This window comes from Lederbergia sp. B243.17, assembly GCF_057657925.1.
Genome location: NZ_JBWBKF010000055.1, coordinates 20,633 through 45,317, shown reverse-complemented (window position 1 = coordinate 45,317; position 24,685 = coordinate 20,633). Strand labels below are relative to the sequence as shown.

Here is a 24,685-nt window from a genome sequence, read left to right as displayed (position 1 = left end):
AAATAACGCCAATAGTGGTTTGAAAATGCAATATTACATAAAAAAATTGAATTTATGGCCGGGAGGTACTGGAATTAATAACATGGTGGGATAAGTGGTCCCTAAGGGGGTGGCAGAATGAAGATTAAAACGCAGGATTTTCTTAAAAAAGAGAACCAAAGTCTCGTGCTTGAACTGATTTTGGAATCTGGTCCAATTTCTAGGGCTGAAATTGCCAAACGGACGACGATGAGTCCGACATCAGCATCCCGGATTGTTTCTTCCCTGCTGGAATCAGGATTGATCAAGGAAGTCAGCATCAATGAAAGCACCGTCGGAAGAAAAGCAACGTACTTTATTCCTGACGGGGGATCGGTCATTTCCGCAGGAATAGAAATTGATGAAAATGAAATCTCAATCGGATTCATGAATCTGTTGATGGAATGCGTAATGAAAAGGATTTATACATACGAGAATACAGGACCTGCGGATACAGTTCGCTTTATCGCTGAAAAGACGGAAGAAATGATGCGAGAAGCCGGAATTCGCGAACAGCAAATTGCCGGTGTGTGTGTGGGCTTGCCGGGTTTGATACTAAACGAAACGGGCTTTGTCGAATTGTCTGCCCAATTGAATTGGCAAAAGGTGCCGCTCGGTGACATGCTCACAGAAGAGCTTGGTCTCAAATGTTATGTTGACAACGAATTAAAGCTGAAGGCTCTTGCTGAATACAACAAAATGAAGGGGAGCGAGGATGAGACGATGGTGATGATCACTTTCGGCTCAGGGGTCGGCTCGGCTCTTGTCGTCCACGGGGAAATTTACCGGGGAGGGGATGGTTTTTCCGGAGAGGTCGGTCATACCATTGTTGATCCGTACGGAATCTACTGCCCATGCGGCAACTTCGGCTGTCTGCAGACATACATCGCAGAAAAATTCCTGATAGATGAGGCGTCGAAAACGGAAGCGGTCGAGTCGGTCGCAGACATAATCTTGGGTTACGAGAAAGGCAAAAAATGGGCAGTGAATATTATCGACAAAGCGATCATATACGCCACGATCACAATCAATAATGTTGTCTGCATGTATAACCCGGATACTGTCGTTCTTACAGGCAGTCTGATTGAAAAATACCCCGAGTTCCGGGAAAGGGTGTTCGAAAATGCACTCAAAAAGCTATGGACACCCGTCAGCGACACCTTTCTAATCAGGACAGCGGAAGAAAGTGAAATGGGTGTCGTAAAAGGTGCAGCAATGAGTGTTCTCCGGAAGTTCATCAAGGAAATTGATTTTTAGCAAGGAGGCATAATCATGAGCAATCCAATCATTGCGGAGGAATACCGCGGCGGTACGCTGGAAAACGTCCATCAGGGTGCTATTGCAGTTCTGGACGGGAACAAGGAGGTGATCTATTCCAAGGGGAATATTGACCAGAATATTTTTTACCGGTCAGCCATGAAGCCAATTCAGGCGATTCCTGTTTTTACGACGGATATCATAGACAAATACAACCTGACCCTCGAGGAAGCAGCACTTTTTACTGCATCCCAGCGAGGAGAAATCTATCATCAGGACGCACTCGAAAGCCTTGCCGGAAAGCTTGGACTTGCAGAAGATCTGCTCGTCTGCGGCGAAAGCCTGCCCCTTAATGAGGAACCGAAGCTGGAATATGTCTGCGCCCATAAGACAAAACGAAAGCTGATGCATAATTGTGCGGGCAAGCATCTTGGTTTCCTTGGCTATGCAAAAGAGAAAGGGTATGACCTCCATACATATGACAAGCCGGAGCACCCGCTGCAGCAGGAAATCTTCCGTCTCGTCGCCGCCCTTTCGGAAACAGCGCCCGATAAGATTGCAAAAGGGATGGATGGATGCGGCGCGCCGGTATATGGGGTTCCGCTAAGAAATATGGCGATTTCCTATTTGAAATTTGCGGTACCGGAGATGATCGATGAATCGGAAACAGCGGCAGCAATTATGAAGATTGGCGAAGTGATGAATGCCCATCCGGAAATCGTCGCATCCCACCGCTTTATCTGCACCGCCCTATTGGAAGACAGCAATATTGTCGCCAAAGGAGGCGCGCAAGGGGTGTATTGTCTGGCACTAAGAAAGGAAAAGATCAGCATTGCACTAAAAGTGCTGAGCGGCACAGAGCTCCTTTGGCCGCTGCTTGTGGCAGAAATACTTAAGAAGATTGGCTACAGCAACAAAGCGACAATCGACCGATTGCTGGATCTGCGTTCAAAAGACATATTCAATGACGGCGGCAAGGTCATCGGCGAAGCGAAAATCATTTTATAACACATAAGGAGGAAGGAAAATGAAGAAAAGATTTTTAAGTATGTTCATCATTATTGCGGCATTGATCATTTCGGCCTGTTCTTCTGGCGGAGAAAAGGCCGGCAGCGACAGTAACGGGGGCAAGACCGCCAGCAAGAAATCGAATGAAATCAATATTGCCATTGACCAGAACTTTGTTACGCTCGACCCGCATGAAGCAGGGGATACCGTTTCCATCTTCGGAGCAAGAGCAATGTATGAAGGGCTTGTCGGTTTTGACCAGGACATGAACATCGTACCGGTGCTGGCCACAGATTACGAAGTCAGTGAGGATGCACTCACTTATACGTTCAAATTGAGAGAAGGCGTAAAATTCCATGACGGCGAGCCGTTTAATGCCGAAGCGGTAAAAGCGAACTACGACCGCATTATGGATGAGGAAAAGAACCTTCGTGCAAAACGTAATTTCATGTACGTTGACTCAATGGAGATTACCGGCGACTACGAAGTGAAATTTACACTGTCTCAGCCGTTTAGCGCGATGATCAACAAATTTGCCATGGTTTCAATGATCTCCCCAAAAGCGATTGCTGATGAAAGCAAAGATATCGCTCGCAACCCTGTCGGTACAGGCCAATTCCAGTACAGCAAATGGAATCAGGGAGATACGCTTGAAGTTGTGAAGTTTGACGACTACTGGGCAGAGGAAGCTACAAATGTCGAAAAAATAACGTTCCGCCCTGTTCCAGAGAACGGCTCCCGTGCAGCAATGCTAAAAACAGGCGAAGCAGACTTTGTCTACCCGGTACCGCAGCAAAGTGCGAAAGACTTTGAAAAAGCAGATAATGTAAAGCTTGAGGAAACACCGTCTACAATCGCAAGATATGTTTCCATCAACACATTCAAAGAGCCATTTACTGATGAAAAAGTCAGACAGGCTATGAACTATGCAGTCAATAAAGATGCGTACATCAAGGTAGTTAAGAATGGTTACGGAAAAGTGCTCGATTCGACGATGTCTTCCGAAACGCAGTTCTACTCTAAGCAAGAAGCCTATGATTTTGATGTGGAAAAAGCAAAGAAATTAATGAAGGAAGCAGGCTATGAAGACGGATTTGAAGCGGAGATTTGGGGGAATACGACCTCCGAAACAATTAAGGGCATGGAATTCATCAAGCAGCAGCTCGCCCAAATCGGCATTAATGTAACGATCAAGTCGATGGAAGAGGGTACGCTGTCCGACGAAATCTACACTCCAGCTACACCTGAGGAAGCAAAAGTGCAAATGTGGTATGTGAGCTGGTCTCCATCTTCAGGAGACGCAGACGGCGCGACTCGCTCCCTGTTCAGCAGTGAATTCTTCCCTCCAAATGGGGCGAATACAGCTTATTTCCATAACGAAGATGTTGATAAGTGGATCAAGGAAGCGAATGAATCTGCAGATCCAGACAAGCAGAAAGAAATTTATGCGGATATCCAAAAGACAGCCTACAGCGCAGCACCTTGGATCTTCCTCGCATCTGATACAATCCTTTCTGCTCACAGCAAGAATTTGGAAGGTGTCTACGTACTTCCAGACGGCTCCATCAGTGTGACGAATGCGAAATTAAAGTAAAAATGGATAGGGGCTGACAAATTCAGCCCCCTTCTTTATTGGAGGTGCTAGCGAATGTGGCAATACATCCTGAAACGTATACTCAGTCTTATCCCCCTGCTTCTTGTCGTCTCCTTCTTCATATTTATGTTCATTCACTTGATTCCCGGAGATCCGGCGCGATTGATCGCGGGCAAAGAAGCGACAATTGAAGAAGTGCAGGCCGTCAGGGTGAAACTCGGCCTTGATAAGCCCCTGCTTGAGCAATATGTCGTGTACTTGAAAGATTTGCTTACCGGAAACCTCGGTTATTCGGTCAAATCAGGCGTGCCGGTGAGTGACTTGATTGCCGAAAGAATCGGGCCTACGCTCGCGTTGACATTTACAAGCATTATCTGGGCGCTCGTAGTCGGTATTCTGATTGGAGTCGTCTCGGCAGTTTTTCGCAATAAATGGCCGGATCATCTCGGAATGCTTGTCGCCGTATCTGGTATTTCCCTTCCGAACTTCTGGGTCGGCCTGGTGCTCATCCAGCTGTTCTCCGTAAAGCTTGGCATTCTGCCGACGGGCGGGGCGGATGATTGGAAAAGTTACATATTGCCCTCGTTCGCACTCGGGGCTGGAATCATGGCGATGATCGCCAGGTTTACACGCTCTTCCATGGTGAACAGCATGAAGCAGGATTACATCAGAACGGGCAGGGCGAAAGGGCTTGGCGGAAACCAAATCGTATTCGGCCATGCGCTGAAAAACTCGCTTATCCCGGTCGTAACAGTAGCCGGGCTGCAGTTCGGCTTTTTGCTCGGCGGCTCAGTCGTCGTAGAGACGGTTTTCAGTTTTCCGGGGCTTGGAAGGCTTCTGATTGATTCGATACAATTCCGGGATTATCCGGTTGTTCAGGCGGAGATCCTCTTATTTTCTTTCCAATTCATTATTGTGAACATGCTCGTAGATATCATCTACGGTCTGTTGAATCCAAAGATCCGATACGAATAACATCATAACTAAAAGGGGGGAGACTGCATTGAGCAACCTACCAGTAGAAGCTGTCACACCAAAAGTGGAAGCTCCAAAAACAGAAAACCGGTTTAAAGAATTTTGGCGGGCGTTCCGCAAAAAGAAACCGGCACTAATATCCCTGGGTTTTATCCTATTTCTAGGGCTGATTATGCTAGTCGGACCTATGGTTGTCCCATATGACCCGGCAGAACCGAATTATGAATCGATTTTGGAAGGGCCTTCGGGCAAGCACTTTTTCGGAACCGATGAATACGGACGGGATATATTGAGCCGGCTTGCCGTCGGTGCGCGGATCACATTGAGTGTCTCATTAGCGGCAGTTTTGATCGGAACAATTGTCGGGACGGTTCTTGGACTGATCAGCGGTTATTTCGGAAAATGGCTGGATAAGACGATCATGCGGGTCTGTGACGTCCTGTTTGCCTTCCCTGATCTGATTTTGGCGATCGGTATCGTGGCCATTTTAGGGCCGGGCCTGAAGAACGTAATTATCGCTGTTGCATTCTTCAGTGTTCCATCATTTGCAAGGATTGTTCGTGGGGCCACGCTTGAAGTAAAAGAGCAGCTTTTTGTCGAGTCGGCAAGGTCCATCGGTGCAGGAAACAGCCGCATCATCTGGAAGCATATTTTCCCTGAAACAGTGCCGACAATCATCGTCTATTTCACGATGAAAGTTGGAGGGGCCATTTTGGCTGCAGCCAGCTTGAGCTTCCTCGGACTGGGAGCGGAGCCTTCTTCGCCTGATTGGGGAGCTATGCTGAGCATGTCGCGCGACTATATTGACTCGGCTTTCCACATTGTATTTTTCCCGGGACTGATCATTTTCCTGACGGTGCTCGCCTTTAACCTGCTCGGAGACGGGCTGAGAGACGTGCTGGATCCGAAGACGAAAGAATAAGGGGGAGAGAAGCGATGGAAAAATTACTCGAAGTAAAGAACCTGAGGACAGGATTTCGGACGGATTCCGGTGTTATGCCGGTCGTCCATGGCATCAGCTTTGATATTTACAAAGGAGAGATCCTAGGGATTGTCGGCGAGTCGGGCTGCGGCAAAAGTGTCACCTCCCTCTCGATTATGAGACTATTGCACGATACTCCCGGGGAAATTATCGGCGGGGAAATCCTTTACAACGGCCAAAACCTCCTTGAACTTCCTGAAAGAAAAATGAAGAACTACAGGGGAAAAGAGCTGTCGATGATTTTCCAGGAGCCGATGACCTCTCTGAACCCTGTGCTGAAAATCGGCAAGCAAATGCGTGAAACGATCCAGCTTCACTTGAAGATGAACCGCAAGCAAGCGCATCAGCATGCGATTGCAACGCTGCAATCGGTCGGCATTCCCCGGGCTGAACAGATCATGGAAGAATATCCGCATCAGCTTTCCGGCGGTATGAGACAGAGGGTTATTATCGGCATGCAAATATCCTGCAGTCCTTCCCTGCTGATCGCTGATGAACCGACGACCGCCTTGGACGTGACGATCCAGGCGCAGATTCTTGATTTGATGAAGAAAATCCAGACAGAAACGAATATGGGGATTTTGATGATTACCCATGACCTCGGCGTTGTTGCGGAGATGTGTGACCGGGTTGTTGTCATGTATGCAGGCAGAATTGTCGAGGAAACGACGGTCAATGATCTGTTTGAAAACCCGAAGCATCCGTATACGCAAGGGCTGATCAGTTCCGTGCCGAAGCTTGGTTCCAATGCGAAGCGTCTTTACTCGATTCCCGGAACCGTGCCAAATCCGTCCGCTATGCCAAAGGGCTGCAAATTTGCGCCAAGATGCAAACATGCGATGGCCATTTGTCATGAGAAAGAACCGGATCTCGTCAATGTAGAGGGCCACTCAACAAGATGCTGGCTGTACGAAACGGAAGAGGAAGCGGAAGGGAGGGAGTTTGCATATGGAAAGTGAAGTATTGCTCGAAGTAAAAAACGTAAAAAAACACTTTCCCCTCGCTAAAAATTGGTTTGAAGAGAGGAAATATGTAAAAGCGGTCGACGGTGTCTCTTTTTCGATTAAAAAAGGGGAGACCTTCGGACTTGTCGGTGAATCGGGCTGCGGGAAGTCAACGACTGGCCGGCTCATAAACGGCCTGATCACACTTGATTCCGGGGATCTCATCTTTAAAGGGGAAAATTTGGCGGGTGCTTCGGATAAAAAATGGAAAAGTTACCGAAAGCAGATGCAGATGGTGTTCCAGGATCCGCTCGCTTCCCTGAGCCCAAGGATGAGGGTCAAGGAGATCCTGATGGAGCCGCTCACCGTGCATTATCCGAAAATGTCCTATGCTGAGAAAAACAATATTGTCAGGGGACTGCTGGAAAAATGCGGGATCAGCGAATTCCATCTGAACAAGTTTCCTCATGAATTCAGCGGCGGGCAGCGGCAGCGGATCGGCATCGCGCGGGCGCTCATTCTGCAGCCTGAGCTGATCATTGCCGATGAGCCTGTATCCGCCTTGGATGTGTCCATCCAGTCCCAGATCCTAAACTTGATGAAGGATCTCCAAGATGAGTTGAAGCTTACGTATCTATTCATCTCGCATGACCTCAGTGTCGTCGAGCATGTGAGCGACCGGGTAGGTGTCATGTATTTGGGCGATCTCGTTGAAGTGGCGACAAAAGAGCAGATCTTCAAGAGTCCAAAGCACCCATACACGCAGGCATTGCTCGCCTCGATTCCGCAGCCGGATCCAAAAAAGAAGAGAGAACGGATTGTACTGACCGGGGAAATTCCAAATGCGGCAAATCCACCGAGCGGCTGCAAGTTCCATACACGCTGCCCGTTTGCGATGGACATTTGCAAGCAACAGGTGCCGGTGCCTCGCGATCTTGGGAATGACCAAGTCGCAGCTTGTCATTTATATGGAGAGGGAGGCATGGACGATGAACTTACAAGTCGTGACAGTCAAAGATAAAACTATAGAGGGGCTGGGCGAAAAGAGCCTTTCATTCGGAAGCCTTTGCCTTGTCAGGGAACAAGAGGGTCTTTTTCTGTATGCGGGCATCCGCAAAGAACAACTGACATTGGATGACATCAGAAATCTGGGCGGGTCTATTCGAAAGGAAACGAGAAAAGTTGAAGCGGAACGGATAACGGTTGATTTTGCCAACATGATCGATCAATGCGACGGGTTTCGTGCGGATGAACTTATTCCTGCTTTCCTCGAAGGCTGGTATTTGGGCGGATATGTATTCCAAACGTACAAGCGGGAAAAAACATCAGGAGACACGGTCCTCCTCGTTGATGAATCGTATAAAGAATACGAGCGTTTGGCATCCATCCGTGCGGGTGCGGTCAATATTGCTCGGGATCTTTGCAATGAGCCTGCGAACAAATTGACTCCGGAACTGTATGCAGGCAGGCTGACGGAAATCTTTGCAGATACCGACGTGAGCGTTGAAATTATTGAAGCAGACGAGCTGGAAAGGCGGGGCTTCGCGGCAACAGCCACGGTCGGGAAAGGGAGCAGCCATAAACCGAAAGTAGCGGTCCTCGAGTTGAAGAACAAGGAAGGGAAGAAAATCGGTCTCGTCGGAAAAGGGGTCACCTTCGATTCGGGCGGCACGAATGTCAAGACGGGCGGCGATATTGCCGAGATGAAGATGGACATGGGCGGCTCTGCAGCCGTTGTCGGAGCAATGAAACTGCTTGCTGATCTTGCAGCACCAGTTCATGTTGCTGCGGTATTGCCTTTGGTGGAAAATGTGGCAGGCGGGAATGCATTTCTGCCTTCGGATGTTATCGAGTATTCGAATGGACTGACTGTAGAAGTCGGCAATACCGATGCAGAGGGACGGCTTGTTCTGGCTGACGGCATGCTTCATGTGCAGGAGCTCGGCGCGGAAACAGTCATTGACATTGCTACGTTAACCGGGGCGATTGGCCAGGCGCTCGGACTGAAAGTCGCAGGCGTATTCAGCAATCAAGAAGACGGACTTTGGAGCCTGAAGGAACTGGGAATAAAAACAGGCGACCCGGTATGGCCAATGCCGGTCATCCAAGAGTATATGCATTATATGCAAAGCGAAAGCGCAGACCTTAACAACATGAGCTCCAACCGATTCGGCGGAGCGGTAACAGCTGCAGTCTTCCTAAGCAACTTTGTACAGAAGGACCGGAAATGGATTCACATTGATATGGCAAACACGGTCAGCCCTTGGCGAGTGAGAGGCTATCATGTTGCTGGAGCTTCTGGCTTCGGAGTCAGACTGCTTTCGGAAATTGTGATAGAAGAGACAAAGGGTTGATTATTGAAGTCAACGTACAGAATGCAGAGGTGGAGAAGCTGTCCCAAGCCCTTTAGGCAGGTCGCTTGGACCACGCATTGATGAAGCTGGATTGACACCGAGTTACAGCCCAATCAAAGGTATGCTGAACAGACAACCATCCCCTTGCAAATCAGATTAGGCCGCATAGCCACTTCCGCTATAATGAAGACCCATTTCAAGACTATGCATGCCGATATTCAAGGCTTGGCGGAATAAGCCTCGTGAGTGGGATGATGATTTAGGACGGGACGATTCATGAGAGGGGATGGGAAGTGATCAGCCTAGCCCCTGATGCTGATATCAGGTTACCACAAATACTGTAATTACAGATTAGAGGGTGGAGAAGTTGGGAGGCAAAAAAACCATGGAAACTCTTAGTAAAGGCATTTCCGGTGAAATCATATTTGATAATAATGATAGGATAAAAGCTTGGCAAGATCTTCAGTTTGGCATGTTCATACATATCGGGTTGTATTCTGAACTTGGCGGTGTATGGAAAGGCGATCCGATTAAAAAGGGGTATAGTGAGCAGATACAAATGTGGGCTGATATTCCTGAGGAAGAGTATATGGAAGTGGCAGCCCGGCTGACGCTGGAAAACTTTGATCCACAAGCCATTTGCACGTTGGCCAAACGGACTGGAATGAAGTATATAGTGGTAACAAGCAAACACCATGATGGCTTTTGCATGTTTGATACAAAAACAACAGATTACAATATTGTAAAATCAACGCCTTTTGGCAAGGACCTGCTGAAAATGCTCTCAGACGAATGCAGAAGACAGGACTTAGGCTTCGGTGTCTATTTCTCGCTGGTTGATTGGCATCTCGGCCATGAGTTTGACTATAACAACAATAATGCGATACCGGCAACGATGGAGCCGGTTATCGAGGAACAATTAAAAGAAGTAATGACGAATTATGGGGCGATTTCAGAAGTGTGGTTTGATATGTCGAGCCCGTCCGCTGAACAGAGCAGCAGGTTTTCCGAGGTGATCCGCCGCTATCAGCCTGATGCCGCTATAAATGGAAGAATATGGAATAATAAAGGAGACTTCCGAACGCTGGATGATAATCAAATTCCAACCGAAAATCTAGATGGTGCATGGCAGACTCCAGCATCCATCTACCATGCAACGTGGGGGTATAGAAGCTGGCAGGAGCGAAATGATATTGAGGGGAAAGTCCGCGACCTATTAGAATGTTTGATTTCGGTCCGTGCCCGCGGAGGAAATTACTTGCTGAACATCGGACCGCGAGGCGACGGCTCAGTCGTAGAGTTCGAGGCTGAGGTGCTGACTGAAATAGGAGAGTGGATCAGCCGCCATCCTGATGCTGTTCTAGGAACGAATCCTACCAGATTTGGCCAGCAGCCATGGGGAGAGATTACAGCAAGGGGAAAACAACTCTTCTTGCATGTAATCAAATCACCTGATGATGGGAAAATCGTGCTTCCGGGACTGGTAACCGATGTCGAGCGTATTGTGGAAGACGGTTCCAATCGGGAACTACACTGGATAAAAAAGGGGCAGGATATTGAAATTACACTCCCTGATCAACCTTGGGATGAACTGGTTACAACGGTCAAAGTTGTACTGGCAGGTGATTTATACCTCCTTCCAAGTATGGTTATAGCTAATTCGGATAAAGAGTGGGAACTCCATTCTGCTGATTTAGAAAAAGGGTACAATTTTATGGACGACGGAAACTACACGAGCCTGTCCCAGTCAAATGTCAGGCTGTCTGCGTACCTTTACAACTCACAGGAAGGCCAGGCGTTCGTAGAAATAGAGGGAGAGGTAAACCCAGGGCTCTTCTATTCGATTCAATTAGGACCTGAAACGAAGATCGTCAGTGGTGACGAACTGATTAACACCAAGATAGGGCCGTTCACAATAGACACGAAAGATGAGATCATACCAATCCATATCAAACTAGATCGGCCGGCACACAAATATCAAGATTTGGATGTAAGGGTTGACACAATTACGATAAAAGTAGAAACAAATAGAGACTGACTCTCGACTGCAAGAGGCTGACATGGTGAAGAAACAGGAATCAGCCAGGGGAATAGATGACCCCTGGCTAGTCTTCTCCCATTCATCCCTCACTCCATATTCCAATCCCCAAACATTTCAGATGCCCCCAAATAACCGAAAACGGCCGCACTAAGCACTATCACTTCAGCCTGGATGAGGCCCGTGATGAACAGCCTCCTGCGTGTCACGCCGATCAATTGGAATCGTTTATTTCGGAACAGGCCAGTCATCGATGATTTCCTCTTAAAATCGTCCGCTGCTCAAGAAACTCAAGATGCAACCTAGCTCGGCGGAACTCTTCCTCGGTCACCAGCTCACACCCAACTTTAATCTGCTTGCCATAATCCGCTCTAAAAGGCAACTTCATCAATGTATACCTTCCTCCTTCCCAACGAGTTTTTGAAAATAACAAAAACCCCTTCTTGTTAAAAGAAGAGGTCTCTAGAAAATCCGCACTCCTTATCTTCAAGCATTGCACTAATAGAATTAGCACAGTGCATGTATGTCTGTTGCTGAGGGATCGATGGACCAGTGCCTCCACCTCTTTGGATAAGGAAGTTTGCTTATTCAATTCTTGCTTGTTTTCAACCTTCAAAAGAAGTCTTGCTTTATGACTTTGCGAATTCCTTTGTTTTGAATGGATCATCGCTGATGCCTGCTTTGAGCACTTGGCGGGCGTATTCTTGTGCAGAGAACAGCGAATGGTCGCGGTAATTTCCACATTCCTTCGCTGAAACGGCCGGGACGTAGTCCGTCTCAATCACCTTTTCGAGCACGCGGGTCAGCGCAGCTGCAACATCCTTTGGTTCATGCTCATCCCAAATGATCAAGTAGAAACCTGTTCTGCATCCCATCGGAGAAATATCAATAATGCCCGAGAGTTCATCGCGCAAATATGTCGCGAGAAGATGCTCAAGAGTGTGGACGGCTGCGGTTGGCATTGCGTCTTGATTCGGCTGCAAAAAACGAAGATCATATTTTTGCAGGGAACTTCCCTTATCATGCTTTTCCGTACCTGCCAGGCGTACATACGGTGCTTTTACAATCGTGTGGTCAAGCTGAAAACTTTCAACTTCTGCCAATTTTCTCTCCCCCTTACATTTTGATTCTTAAGCTAACATATCCATCGGCAAAAAGTAAATAGAAAATTGAATATTGACAGATTCCATGTCCAGGAGATAACATATAAATCAATTATTCACATTGGATTACTATGATATAAAGCCGCAACTCATACGAGGAGGGGGAAGGAACATGGTGGAGCAAGTTATGGAAAAAGGCCGTCCGTTGGCACTGATGCCACTTATTTTATTTGTCCTGCTTTTTATCGGGACAGGTATTTTTACAAAGGATTTTTCCAATCTGCCACTGAATGTGGCAGCGGTGATCGCTGCCGCCGCAGCATTGATGATGAATCGCAAGGAAAAATTCGCTGATAAGGTGGAGAGGTTCGCAAAGGGGGCAGGGCATCCGAATATTATTCTGATGAGTTTGATCTTCATTATGGCAGGAGCTTTTGCCGGCGTTGCCAAAGGAATGGGTGCGGTTGATTCAACGGTGAATCTAGGGCTGTCTCTTCTGCCTGAAAATTTACTGATGGTCGGTCTGTTTGTAATTGGATGCTTCATTTCCGTTTCAATGGGAACCTCGATGGGGACAGTTGTCGCACTCGCGCCGATCGGCATCGGAATCGCCGGAGAGACAGGCATTCCGATGGCGCTCGCAATGGCCACAGTCATTGGCGGAGCGATGTTCGGTGACAATTTATCAATGATTTCAGATACGACGATCGCCGCAGTCCGGACTCAGCAAACGAAAATGAGTGATAAGTTCAAGGTGAACTTTTTCATCGTATTGCCCGGTGCGATTGTGACAGCTTTGATTCTCGGGCTGATCACCAAGGGGAATTCCGCCTCATTGGGAACCGAGTATTCCTATGAACTGATAAAAATCCTTCCGTACCTTGCCGTTTTGGTCGCTGCATTGGCAGGGGTGCATGTACTGATTGTCCTGCTTGGCGGGACCATTTTTGCCGGTGCAATCGGCATCTTTGACGGCTCCTATACATTCAGCAGTTTCTTGAAAGCGGTCGGTGAAGGAATGATCAGCATGGAGGATCTGGCAATCATCGCCATCCTGATTGGCGGAATCGTGGAAATCATAAGGCATAACGGAGGAATAGATTTTCTCCTTCACTTTATCACAAGCAGAATCAAATCGAAGAAAGGGGCAGAATTCGGGATTGCTGGCCTTGTGAGCGTAACGGATCTCGCAACTGCCAATAATACAATATCGATCGTCATTACCGGACCATTGGCGAAAAGCATAGCGGATGAATACGAACTCGACCCGAGAAAATCGGCCAGTCTGCTCGATCTGTTTTCCAGCTGCTGGCAGGGGCTTGTTCCGTATGGAGGGCAAATGCTTGCTGCCGCGGGACTGGCGTCCATTTCGCCAGTCAGCATCCTTCCATACTCATTTTATCCGTTTCTCATGGGTATCTGCGGCGTCATCGCTATTCTCATCGGCTATCCAAAGCTGAAACGTGTGATTAAAAAAGACGGCAAAATCAGCACTGGCGTATAAGCCAGGGGTATATTTATAGACCAGGGGTTTGACTCCCGATGCTTTAACAGCGCAAAGAAGGGTTTTTACACCAAGCCTTCAGCGCCTTACCGAAGCGGGGGGTTAAACTCCTTTTTTGTTTGATCAATTAAACTTGCACCAACAAAGGAGTGGTCAGGATAACTCCGGCAAACTTGAGCTTACTAAACGTAATGGAATGAGGGAGGCAGGCATCAATCAGTCAGGCAGAGAAATTGAAAGATCTGACAACCCCTTTAGCGCTTTGAACGAGCAGGGGTCAGACCTCTGCAAATTGGGGTATACACAGTTTGTAGAGGAGGGATGTAGATGTTGCAGGCAATGTTGTGGGGAGTGGTTGCCGGTTCAGCGATTTTGATTGGAGCCTTCCTATCGCTTTATGTGCCGATCAAGAAGAAGTTCGTTGGTTACATAATGAGTTATGGGACGGGCGTCCTGATGGGAGCTGCCGCTTATGAGCTTTTATGGGAATGGGAAGAAGAAGCAGGGTTAAAGCCGATTATAATCGGTTTTGTCACCGGTGCACTTATTTTTACTGTTTTTGATATGCTGTTAGCCAGAAAAGGCGGGGGGAATAGGAAGCGGTCGGAGCGTGAGGAAACGGCAGGCTCCGGATTGGGACTTTTCCTTGGTACGATTATGGACTCGATTCCGGAAGCTGTCATGCTGGGAGCCAGTCTGGTTGTCAGCCACACGGTCAGCCTCGTTCTTGTTGTGGCTATTTTTATCAGCAATATTCCAGAAGGGCTTTCGAGTACACTCGGTATGATCAAGAGCGGGTATTCGAGAAAGAAGATTTGGTTTTTGTGGATGGCGGTACTATTGGCTACAACGCTCGGCTCTTGGGGTGGCTATGTGTTGCTTGACGGCGCCTCAGCCTTTACTCTTGCTATCATTGCCTCGTTCGCAGGAGGAGGAATCATTTCGATGCTGGCTTCCACGATGATGCCGGAAGCTTTCAATGAAGGCGGCCCAATCGTCGGTTTCGTCGCTTCGATGGGCTTGCTGACATCGTTGGCACTGGTGTAAAAGGGCCTCGTTATGTAAAAAAAGCGCGGTGCCCATGTCGGGCATCCGCGCTTTTTGAGGTTTGGCCAGTATGCTTTATTGTTTTAGAGCGGTGAGGGCATGCCTCTTACTTGATGATTAGGGGAAGCAATTTTTTGATCTTGGCAGTGATTTGCCCGTTTTTGGCTTGGCCGCCAAGCCGAACCAGTTCCCCGTTATCTCCTAGTTCATAGAGTGCTGCCTTTTTGCTGTCCGCGACAGCGGACCCGTCGAATGGCAGCTCCACGTCAATCGGCGGTGTTGCATTTTTCAGTGCAGTCGCCTTGCCGTCTTTGACTGTTTCTATTTTCAGCTCATGGATCGTTCCATATGTCTTATCCTGTTGCACGCTGAGAGAGATGACTGTTTTATCCTGCTTTTGTTTGGCGAGCTCCGCTAAAGTCTGTTTCGGAATGGAGATAGTTGTCTTCTTGCCTTTTTCAAGAACAAGGGTATTTCTCTCGTTCACCAGTTCCGTTAAAACGTCGGAAGGAATCTCGGCTTTCACGGTGCCGAATGAGCCAGCGTCAGGAAGGGAAACTACCGTCGTTTTTCCTTTCTCACCGATCCTGTTCTTATCAAGAATAACCGTTGTAGAACCTTTGCTTTTCCGTTCCAGTACAAGGGCGCTAAGCCGGTCGACTTGGACCTTGTTCCCGGTAATCGTTTCAATCGGATTTGTTCCGGCTTTTTCCCCGTTCACTAATGTATGCCACTCAGCATTTGCCGGCAGTGTGACGGTCACCGGTTCTTTGTTTGCATTGTAAATGACGGCAAGTTCATCAGATTCGTCACCGTTTGCGTTGTTTTTCAATGTGAAGGCGACCGTGTTTTCTGGTGAATCCAAGAAGTCCAGGTTCTCCCTGATTTGTTCCGCTGACGTCATTCTGAAGGCAGGATGACTTTTCCGCAGCTCGATCAGGCCCTTCATATACTCAACCTCATCCGCGAATTCCGCCTTGCGCTCCCAGTCCATCTGGTTGACGGAATCGGGGGATTTATAGCTGTTATGGTCTCCATCTTTCGTCCTCATGAATTCCTGTCCCGCATGGATAAAGGAAATGCCCTGGGATGTCAGGATGATCGAGGAGGAGAGCTTATGCATCTTCTTCCGGTCGGCTTCGCTGTCGTTCGGGTTCGTCAGCATTAGCTTATCCCAAAGCGTATGGTTGTCATGGGCTTCGACATAGGTGACTGTCTGATCAGGCTGGTCTGCAAATGTGCGGATGTCATCGCTGTATTTGATGCCGCCTGTCACTCCTTTTTTGATCCGGTCTTCCATTCCAGCTTTGCCGTTGACAAAACCGGCGTCCTTCTCGTCAAACACGCTGCCTTTGATGCCATCCCGGATGTCATCGTTAAAATGCGCAACCCTTTGCATTTTTCCGGCGTTGTTCTGGTTCGCCTTGAGGGCCGGGTCAAGCGGCGTTGCCAGATCCCATCCTTCACCGATGATGAGGATGGAAGGGTCGATTTCATCAAGAGCAGCCCGCACTGCGTTCATCGTATCCACATCATGAATTCCCATCAGGTCAAATCGGAAACCGTCAAGATTGTATTCCTTCGCCCAATAGGTGACAGAGTCGACGATGAATTTTCTCATCATTTTGCGCTCGGAAGCTGTGTCATTTCCGACACCTGTTCCATTGGCAAGTGTGCCGTCCTCGTTGTAACGGTAAAAGTAGCCTGGAACAAGCTGGTGGAAATTCGATTCGAACGCGCTGAACATATGATTGTAGACGACATCCATGACGACGCGCAGATCATTGTCGTGCAAGGTTTGGATCATTTGTTTCATTTCATTGATCCGGACAGCGGGTTCGTAAGGGTTTGTGGAATAAGAGCCTTCCGGCGCGTTATAGTTTTTTGGATCATAGCCCCAATTGTATTGAGGGGTATCGAGTTTTGTTTCATCGACGCTCGCTGTATTGAAATCATACATCGGCAAAAATTGAACATGCGTTACGCCGAGATCCTTGATGTGGTCAAGTCCGGTTTTTACACCGTTCGGTCCCTTTGTCCCGGCTTGGGCCACACCCAAAAACTTACCTTTCCATTTGTCATCTGTTCCGCTTTCTGGATGGATGGTTAAATCGCGGATCTGGGCTTCGTAAATGATAGCATCGACCGCATTTTTGAAGGCGGGCTTGCTTGAGGACCAGTCGTCAGGATTGGTTGCGTTCAGGTCGACAACTGCTCCTTTGTCTCCGTTAACCGCTACTGCCTTCGCATACGGATCGACCGCTTCGCTCCATTTGTCGCCGATTTTCACCTTATACGTGTAAAGAGTGCCGAGCTGGTCACCCGTTAGCTTGGCAGTCCACGTACCTTTTTCAGCCTTCTCCATCGGAACTTCAGTGCCGGAGTCGCTGTCCCATTTTTCATAGGTTACAAGTTTAGCTTCTGCTGCAGTCGGTGCCCAAAGACGGAAGGAGGTCGCATCTTTTGCATACTGATTGCCGAGATCTTTGCCGTCATAATAAAATTTTTCATCGAAGGTTTTGCTGCCGACGACTTTTCCCATCGTTACCGTCGCCTTTCCGTATCCAGCGATTTTTACAACGTAATCTTTACCAAGGTCGAGCTCCTGTTTCGTTTTGATGACCGCTTTTCTCGTTTTTCCATCAACAGCGTCAACCGGTGTGATTTGTTGAATCTCTGCGCCTTCCAGTTCAATACCGGCGTCTGAGAGGGCGAAAGGGACGTTTGTCTCAATCGTAATTTCATTCATTTCATCAATGGCGGCCTTCGTGATTCTTTGTGTCCGGTCCACCTTTCCGGGATGATCATATATCCTGTTTTGTCCTTGGACAAGCCATACTTCGGCCTTGCCGTCATCTGTGAATTTGGTGATGAATCGGTCTTCTGCGATGTCCTTCTCTGACCAATCCGATTTGCGGACGATGAAGCCGAGTTTTTGCACAGGCTCCAAATTGGAAAGCTTCACGGTCGCTTTTTTGCCAAAATCGGTCTCCTGGTCGAAGGCGAGGGCCTGTCCATCCTGTCCATCCGGCCATAGCCAAATATCCCAATCCCTGTAATTCCCGTCGTATCTGTAATAGTGGAAAGTCACTTCAAGATCGGTAAAAGTCTTAGGTTTCTCGTCGGGATTTGAAGTGTAGACCTGTTTATCTCCTGCTTTCACCCACACTTCATCGTTCCCGGACCATATGCCTTCAATAAACCGGTCGTCCGATTCCTTGATCCAGTCTCCGTGCTTGATAATGAACCCAACCTTGTCATGATCGCCAGGGAGGGAGATGTCGGCAACTTTGCCGAAGTCATCTTCGCCTGTAAATGGATAATCTTTCCGCTCATGCCATCCGGCCAGACCCAGAGGTTCCAGTCGTTCTTGTCTCCTTCTGCAGGCTGGAAGTGGATTTTCACATCGGTTGTGATCTCCTTGTCACCAACCGGTTTATCCCCGGCTTCGAGCGTCCCTGAAATGGAATACACTGCGAACGATTGACTGCCAAGTGTAAACGAAAGCTGTCCGTTCTCCACACGGACCGTTTCGTCATTCTGCACATTTTTCAATGTCAGCTCCGGCAGCTGGTCTTGATTGTATAGGTCATTCAGATTGATTTCTTTCGGCTTGCCCGCCTTGTTGATGGCGACAAGCATCCGTTCTTCGCCGGCTTGCCTTTCGTACACATAGAGGTCCTGGTCTGCGAGGATCTTTTTATAGTCTCCAGTCCGAAGTGCAGCATGGGAAGATCTCAATTCAGTCATCTCTTTGTAAAATTGCAGCAGCTCTTGATCCTGCTGTTCCCCCCAAGGCATCATTTCCCTGAAGTATCTGTCCTTCCAGTCGGCCACGCTATTGTGGTCCTTGCTTTGTGAGAGGCCGACCTCATCGCCGTAATAGATGACCGGCGCACCCGGCAAGGTGAATTGTGCGGCAACTGCCAGTTTCAATTTATTCTTATCGCCGCCGGATTCGAATAAGAAGCGGGAGTGGTCATGGCCGTCAAGGAAGGAGGCCATCACATATTCCTTCGGGTATGTGCTCACGTTTTCTTTGATCGTATCGGCGATTTTTCTCATCGAGCCGTCTTTCGCAAAGGTTTCAATCATGGCATCCCTGACGCCGAAGTCCAGAGCGCCATCCAGGCTCCCCGCATAGGAATTGATCTTCTCGCGGTTATCCCAAATTTCGCCGAAAATGAAGGCGTCCGGATTTTGTTGTTTAACGGCATGGCGGAAATCAACCCAGTAACTGTAGCTCGGCCCTTTTGCATAATCGAGGCGGAATCCGTCAAAGCCGAGTTCCGTCAGCCAGAATGGGAAAACGTCACCCAGCATATAGTCACGGGTTTCACGGTTGTCGTTATTCAACTCGGGCAGCTCCGATATGCCGGAGAATCCTTCATATTTGTCAGGCCAGTTTGTGAACTTGTACCAGTTATAGTAGGGACTGTCCGGACCATTTTTCAAGGCATCCTGGAAAAATGGATGCTGGTTCGAGGTGTGATTCGGCACGAAATCATAGACGACCTTCAAGTCCTTTTCATGGGCTTTGTCGATGATTTTTTTCATCAAATCTGCGTCGCCGAATCGTTCATCGATTTTCTTAAAATCGGCAGGATGGTAGCCATGGGAATAGGGACCGGCAAACACCGGGGAAACCCAGATCGTATTGGCGCCAAGTTCTGCGATGTAATCGATCTTCTCCAGCAGTCCTTGCAAATCGCCGCCCATCCAGCCTTTCAGTTTTTCATCTTCGGGAAGATCGGCAGAAGCCGGGTCGTCGTTCAATTTGTCTCCGTTATTAAAGCGGTCGACGAAAACATGATAAATGATTGCGTCCTTTGCCCATTGGGGAGATGTGAAATCATCTACATAATAGGCGAATTCCGTTGCATCCTCTGATTGCAGGCTGTTCGTATCGGCAAATTGCGATCCGATTCCGTCTTTGTCCCATACATCAATGATGTATTTAACACGTGTGCCGTTCGGCTGCTGTGGAATGGCCCCTTTGAAAGTCGTGATCCGTTTTCCGTCTGCATCTTTTTCAGTATGCTTTGCCAAAGGGGTGGCCTGGCCGTTTTCGCTGCTGCCGCGCTCGCCGCTTGGTGAGGTGCCGTCAGTTGTATAGTAAATGGCCCCGTCTGTAATCGGGCCGGCATGCTCGACCGTCACCGTCACTTCAACCGGATCGTTTTCGCCGGGAACGGCAGGGGAGAAGCTGAAATCATGGAGGACATTGTGGGCAACAGGCAGTGCCGGCCACTCCTCCACTTTATCTTCGTAACGGGTTCCTTCTTCCGTAAATGTTGCTTTTCTTGTGTTTCCGCTTTCAACAAGACGGCTGCTGCCTAATGCATATTTATACTCAAAGGTGTCGCCGGCCTTTCCTGAAAGCTCAATCGTCCAAGTACCTGAATCTATCTTTGTCAGTTTGGCAACCTCATAGTTGAACCCATTCAACGAAGTGCCGACAGTAGGGGTGGACCAATCCGGTGTATTTTCCGGCAATGTGACTTCCAATACCGCTTTTCCAGTATATCCGGCGGTGTCGAGCCGGACATCGACCTGACGTTCATTGTCAGGGTGAAAAACAAAAGTGTACAAACCGGACTGTGAAGGAGTAAATACAAGATTTTCACCTTCCATCCAATTCCCATCCATCACAAACTTGTACTCTACTTCTTTGCCGCCCGGCAGCTGAATAGGTGCACTTTCCCAAACAGCCTCCCGATCGTTGAAGCGGAGAGGGTTGTTATTCGAAGCCCAATCCAACCCTTCTGCATTGCCGCGCAATACAACAGACTCGTATGTATTTTTGCTTGCGGATGAGTCATGAGTGGTATCGCTCGTTTGTGCAATCGTTTGCACAAAAGTCGACAAAAAAAGCACGAGTGCAATTAGACTAACAGAGAACTTTTTCAAATCATTTCGCTCCTTTACTTGTAGTTTAGGAAAACGTTTGCACAAAAAGGCAGAAAAATGCAAACGTTATCTTCAAATTGAATGCTATCACAATCCATCCTGCCGGACAAGAGCAAAAGAGAGGAAGATGGACAAATTGAACAACTCCATTCCTCATTCTCGGTTTTTCACTTTGAATCCGTGGATCTACGTTCCAGGCTGGCGCTTTCCGCGGGGCTCAAGCCTAGCCCCGCGGAAAGCGTGCCCCGGAACGGAAAGCAACCGGAACCACAAACCGGTTTCTACATACACAGAAGCAGGGCTGCCACAGTAAAAATCAGTTTTCACTGGCTCTCTGGACAGACCCTAACAAATTTCCCTTGCTGCACCGGGGTCAAATTCTGGATTTTTTATGAAGGACTTTGACTTCGTATGGCTGCAAATGCAGAGTGTTTTGCTCGGTTTCCGTTAATTGTGCGGAGCCGGGGTAGTTTCCGATTAGAAGGTTTGCCTGCATCCAGTCGGCCTCTCCCTCAGGCAGAGGGAAGGTTATGCTGTTTTCGGTAAAGTTGCTGACGACGAGCAACTGCTCATCCTGCCATCTTCTCCGGTAGGCGAAAATTTCCTCGCTGTCCGGAAGCAGTAACTCGTAGGAGCCGTGCTGGATGAGCGGCATGTTCTTCCGCAGATTGATCAGTTTTTTATAAAAGTGAAAGATCGAATCAGGATCGTTGATCGCTTGGGCTGCATTGATTTCCTTAAAGTTTGGATTGACGCCGATCCACGGGTTGCCGTCTGTAAATCCGCCATTCTCACTGTCATCCCACTGCATCGGGGTTCTTGCATTGTCCCGCGACTTAATATAAATCGTTTCCATGATCGCTTGCGTTTCGGCCCCGGCTTCGATTTTTTCTTGATACATATTCAGTGTTTCGATGTCACGGTAGTCGGAAATGGACGGGAATTTTACATTCGTCATCCCGATTTCCTCACCCTGATATACGTACGGCGTTCCTTTCATCATATGAAGAGTCGCACCGAGCATCTTTGCCGATTCAAGGCGGTATTGTCCGTCATTACCGAACCGGGAAACGACTCGGGGCTGGTCATGATTGTTCCAGTACAGGCTATTCCAGCCAACGCTCTCCAGTTCTGTCTGCCATTTGGAGAGGATGTTTTTCAATTGGACGAGCGACCATGGCTGGATATCCCATTTCCCGCCGGGACCAGAGTCGATGTCCATGTGCTCGAAGTGGAAGACCATATCCAGTTCTTTTCTGTCTTCTGCTGTATACAGTTTTCCTTCCTCAGGGGTGACACCCGGCATTTCCCCAACCGTCATGATGTCGTAATGTGAAAGCACCTTCTCGTTCATTTCCGCTAAAAATTCATGGACACGCGGGCCATTCATAAAATACTCATGACCGGATACGTACTTTTTCCCTTGCTGAGGTTTGCCGTCTGGAAGGCGAGGGTCTTTTGAGATGAAGTTAATGACGTCCATCCGGAACCCATCCACGCCTTTCTCGAGCCACCATTTCATCATTTTATACACATCATTTCGCAGGTTGGGGTTCTCCCAATTCAAATCCGGCTGCTTTTTTGAAAAGAGATGGAGGAAATATTCATCCGTTTCTTCACTGTATTGCCAAGCCGACCCGCTAAAGGCTGCCTCCCAGTTATTCGGTTCAGCGCCATCTTTTCCCGGCCTCCATACGTAGTAATCACGGTAGGGATTGTCCTTTGACTTCCGGGATTCAAGAAACCAATGGTGTTCATCTGACGTATGATTCACAACGAGGTCCATGATCAGCTTCATGCCTCGTTTGTGGATCTCTTCTAGCATCCGCTCCCAGTCCGCCATCGTTCCAAATTCATCCATGATCGCCTGATAGTTGCGGATATCGTATCCGTTGTCATCATTCGGCGAGTCATAGACAGGGGAGAGCCAGATTACGTCAATCCCGAGTTCCTTTAAATAGTCCAGTTTTTCAGTGATACCGTTAATATCGCCGATCCCGTCCCCGTTGCTGTCGCGGAAGCTGCGGGGGTATATTTGATAGGCTGCACTTTCTTTCCACCATTTCTTACTCATTGTCAATCTCCTCTGCTGTCGTTTCTTCTAAAATTTTGAAGCCGTATGGCTCGATCTGTATATCTTGGAGGTCTGCCTGTTTTTTCAGGAAACCATCAGTTGTCAAAACGACTTCTTCAAGCCCGGCCGGAAGTCCGATTTTCGGGACGGCTGGTGTTGCGCCATTATTAATGATAATGATCGCCCGTTTTTTCTTATTGACTCTTTCATAGGCAACGATATTTTGTTCGTCGTCAGCAAGCAAGAAGCGGAAACTTGCTCCGTTCCGGTAAATAGAGTCCGATTTCCTTAGGGCAACCAGTGATTTCATATACGTAAATAGCTCCAGATTCTGTCCTTCTTCCTCCCAGATCATGCAGGCGCGGCAGCCGGGATCCTGGCCGCCGGACATGCCAATTTCATCTCCATAATAGATGCACGGTGATCCAATGAACGTCATTTGGAAAAGATACATTAGCCTCGCCCGCTCGATTTTCTCTTGGGCAAGTGTCAATACCCGCGGCGTATCATGGCTTCCGAGCAGGTTGAAGGCGACCTCATTTACGTTTTGTGGATACATATGCATCACTTCTGTGATCGAGTCGGCAAAAGACGTTGCTTTGATGGACTGTTTGGCGAAAAAGTCGATCGCATCTGTTGTGAAAGGATAGTTCATAACCGCATCAAACTGGTCGCCTCCGAGCCAAGGCATCGAATCATGCCAGATTTCCCCGAGTATGTATGCATCCGGCTTTGCCTCTTTTACAACTTTGCGGAAGTCACGCCAAAAAGCATGGTCGACCTCGTTCGCCACATCAAGGCGCCAGCCGTCAATGTCGAATTCCTCAATCCAGTAGCGTGCGACATCCAGTAAATAGTTTCTCGTATCGGGGTTTTCCGTGTTGAGTTTCGGCATTGCTCCGACAAAGGCGAACGCATCATAGTTTGGAACCGGCTCAGGACGGACGGGGAATTCCCGCAGGTGGAACCACTCGGAATAAGGTGATTTCTCCTGGTTTTTCAACACGTCTTGGAATGGCGGGAAATAATAGCCGCTATGGTTGAAAACAGCATCGAGCATCACCCGGATACCGCGGCTGTGACACTCTTTTACAAGCTTCCGGAATGTCTCCTTGTCACCAAACTGCGGATCGATTTCCATATAATCGATCGTATCGTATTTGTGATTGGAATATGCTTTGAAAATCGGTGTCATGTAGATTCCGTTTACGCCCAAGTCGACTAGATGGTCAAGGTGCTGGATGATGCCTTCGAAATCGCCGCCGAAAAAGTTCTCCGGCGTCGGATCAGCCTCCCCCCAAGCAAGAGTGCCTTCCGGGTCGTTTGCCGGGTTTCCATTTCCGAAACGCTCGGGAAAGATTTGGTACCAGACTGTATCCTTCACCCATGAAGGAGCGTTGAATACATCCGCCTTATTCAGATAAGGGAAACAGAAATAGAACGATGTATCTGCAGGGGTTTCACCGAAAAACCCTGCGGCCGTATACGTGAATGCTTCCTCACCGCTGATACAGCGGAAGCCATAGCGCATTCTTTTAAATTCAGGAGAAACGCTCGCTGTCCAATAGTCAAAAAGAGCAGTCGAACCGCTTTTATCCATTGGTAAAGAATGATGGAGCCATTTGCCGTCTTCCCATACATACGGATCACCGTAAATCAGCTCAACCTGTTCCACGTCATTTTTCTTTGTCCGCAGTTGGATGTGCAAGACGTCGTGATTATAAGCGTAGGCAAAATTATTTTTGGGACGGTGGTAAATCGCTTCTTTTAACAATATTTATTCCTCCTTTGTACAAACGTTTGCATTAATTGTGCATAAAAAGCATTGATATTGTCGAAATTCAATGAGAACAAGTTTAGTATAACAACCCCTATTT

General features: G+C 48.2%; 16 protein-coding genes, 3 pseudogenes and 1 riboswitch. Of the genes and pseudogenes, 11 read left to right on the top strand and 8 right to left on the bottom strand.

All coding sequences use genetic code 11. The features are described from left to right. Positions 1-117: 117 nt before the first annotated feature. From AC0TWI_RS09960 to AC0TWI_RS09920, 9 genes are all read left to right on the top strand, one after another. A complete protein-coding gene (locus tag AC0TWI_RS09960) occupies positions 118-1,275 on the top strand; it encodes an ROK family transcriptional regulator (protein WP_488126195.1) in 1,158 nt (385 codons plus the stop codon). Between the two features lie 15 nt (positions 1,276-1,290). Continuing rightward, positions 1,291-2,283: an asparaginase gene (locus AC0TWI_RS09955; RefSeq protein ID WP_488126194.1), complete on the top strand. Its 993-nt coding sequence runs from the start codon at positions 1,291-1,293 to the stop codon at positions 2,281-2,283. Positions 2,284-2,302: 19 nt separating this feature from the next. Further along, the gene (locus AC0TWI_RS09950; protein ID WP_488126193.1) at positions 2,303-3,877 is read left to right on the top strand and encodes a glutathione ABC transporter substrate-binding protein; all 1,575 of its coding nucleotides are present in this window, start codon (positions 2,303-2,305) and stop codon (positions 3,875-3,877) included. A gap of 54 nt (positions 3,878-3,931) precedes the next feature. Beyond that, entirely contained in the window at positions 3,932-4,852 is a 921-nt protein-coding gene (locus AC0TWI_RS09945; RefSeq protein ID WP_488126192.1) for an ABC transporter permease, read from the top strand. A 28-nt stretch (positions 4,853-4,880) separates the two neighbouring features. Next, positions 4,881-5,774: an ABC transporter permease gene (locus AC0TWI_RS09940; protein WP_488126191.1), complete on the top strand. Its 894-nt coding sequence runs from the start codon at positions 4,881-4,883 to the stop codon at positions 5,772-5,774. Between the two features lie 14 nt (positions 5,775-5,788). After that, positions 5,789-6,793, top strand: coding sequence for an ABC transporter ATP-binding protein (locus AC0TWI_RS09935; RefSeq protein ID WP_488126190.1), 1,005 nt, complete (start codon positions 5,789-5,791; stop codon positions 6,791-6,793). Further along, on the top strand, positions 6,783-7,799 hold the full coding sequence (locus AC0TWI_RS09930; RefSeq protein ID WP_488126189.1) for an ABC transporter ATP-binding protein: 1,017 nt from the start codon (positions 6,783-6,785) through the stop codon (positions 7,797-7,799). Before AC0TWI_RS09935 ends, AC0TWI_RS09930 begins: the two co-directional genes overlap by 11 nt. Next, entirely contained in the window at positions 7,768-9,132 is a 1,365-nt protein-coding gene (locus AC0TWI_RS09925; RefSeq protein WP_488126188.1) for a leucyl aminopeptidase family protein, read from the top strand. Before AC0TWI_RS09930 ends, AC0TWI_RS09925 begins: the two co-directional genes overlap by 32 nt. Before the next feature lie 385 nt (positions 9,133-9,517). Then, on the top strand, positions 9,518-11,170 hold the full coding sequence (locus AC0TWI_RS09920; protein WP_488126187.1) for an alpha-L-fucosidase: 1,653 nt from the start codon (positions 9,518-9,520) through the stop codon (positions 11,168-11,170). 89 nt (positions 11,171-11,259) lie between these two features. Here the strand turns inward: AC0TWI_RS09920 and AC0TWI_RS09915 are convergent, their stop codons facing one another. From AC0TWI_RS09915 to AC0TWI_RS09905, 3 genes are all read right to left on the bottom strand, one after another. Then, on the bottom strand, positions 11,260-11,421 hold the full coding sequence (locus AC0TWI_RS09915) for a hypothetical protein (protein ID WP_488126186.1): 162 nt from the start codon (positions 11,419-11,421) through the stop codon (positions 11,260-11,262). Continuing rightward, positions 11,418-11,561 (bottom strand): hypothetical protein, encoded by a 144-nt coding sequence (locus AC0TWI_RS09910; protein WP_488126185.1) that lies wholly within the window; start codon positions 11,559-11,561, stop codon positions 11,418-11,420. Before AC0TWI_RS09910 ends, AC0TWI_RS09915 begins: the two co-directional genes overlap by 4 nt. Positions 11,562-11,647: 86 nt before the next feature. Next, a riboswitch (SAM riboswitch) is annotated at positions 11,648-11,747 on the bottom strand. A gap of 52 nt (positions 11,748-11,799) precedes the next feature. Further along, positions 11,800-12,273, bottom strand: a complete 474-nt coding sequence (locus AC0TWI_RS09905) for an S-ribosylhomocysteine lyase (protein ID WP_488126184.1) — start codon at positions 12,271-12,273, stop codon at positions 11,800-11,802. A gap of 172 nt (positions 12,274-12,445) precedes the next feature. On the opposite strand from AC0TWI_RS09905, the gene AC0TWI_RS09900 reads away from it, so the two are divergent. After that, positions 12,446-13,777, top strand: a complete 1,332-nt coding sequence (locus AC0TWI_RS09900) for a Na+/H+ antiporter NhaC family protein (protein ID WP_488126183.1) — start codon at positions 12,446-12,448, stop codon at positions 13,775-13,777. A 327-nt stretch (positions 13,778-14,104) separates the two neighbouring features. Then, positions 14,105-14,824: a ZIP family metal transporter gene (locus AC0TWI_RS09895; RefSeq protein ID WP_488126182.1), complete on the top strand. Its 720-nt coding sequence runs from the start codon at positions 14,105-14,107 to the stop codon at positions 14,822-14,824. A 631-nt stretch (positions 14,825-15,455) separates the two neighbouring features. Here the strand turns inward: AC0TWI_RS09895 and pulA are convergent. The 5 genes and pseudogenes from pulA to AC0TWI_RS09870 all read right to left on the bottom strand — a co-directional run. Continuing rightward, a pseudogene (pulA, locus tag AC0TWI_RS09890) lies at positions 15,456-17,987 on the bottom strand (type I pullulanase); the annotation flags it as partial. Positions 17,988-18,017: 30 nt separating this feature from the next. Beyond that, positions 18,018-18,173: pseudogene (locus AC0TWI_RS09885) on the bottom strand (pullulanase-associated domain-containing protein); the annotation flags it as partial. A 131-nt stretch (positions 18,174-18,304) separates the two neighbouring features. After that, positions 18,305-20,458, bottom strand: a pseudogene (locus tag AC0TWI_RS09880) (glycoside hydrolase family 13 protein); the annotation flags it as partial. A gap of 649 nt (positions 20,459-21,107) precedes the next feature. Then, positions 21,108-22,808 (bottom strand): glycoside hydrolase family 13 protein, encoded by a 1,701-nt coding sequence (locus tag AC0TWI_RS09875; protein WP_488126181.1) that lies wholly within the window; start codon positions 22,806-22,808, stop codon positions 21,108-21,110. After that, the gene (locus AC0TWI_RS09870) at positions 22,801-24,582 is read right to left on the bottom strand and encodes an alpha amylase N-terminal ig-like domain-containing protein (protein ID WP_488126180.1); all 1,782 of its coding nucleotides are present in this window, start codon (positions 24,580-24,582) and stop codon (positions 22,801-22,803) included. The genes AC0TWI_RS09875 and AC0TWI_RS09870 overlap by 8 nt, the downstream gene beginning before the upstream one ends. Between the last annotated feature and the right edge of the window lie 103 nt (positions 24,583-24,685).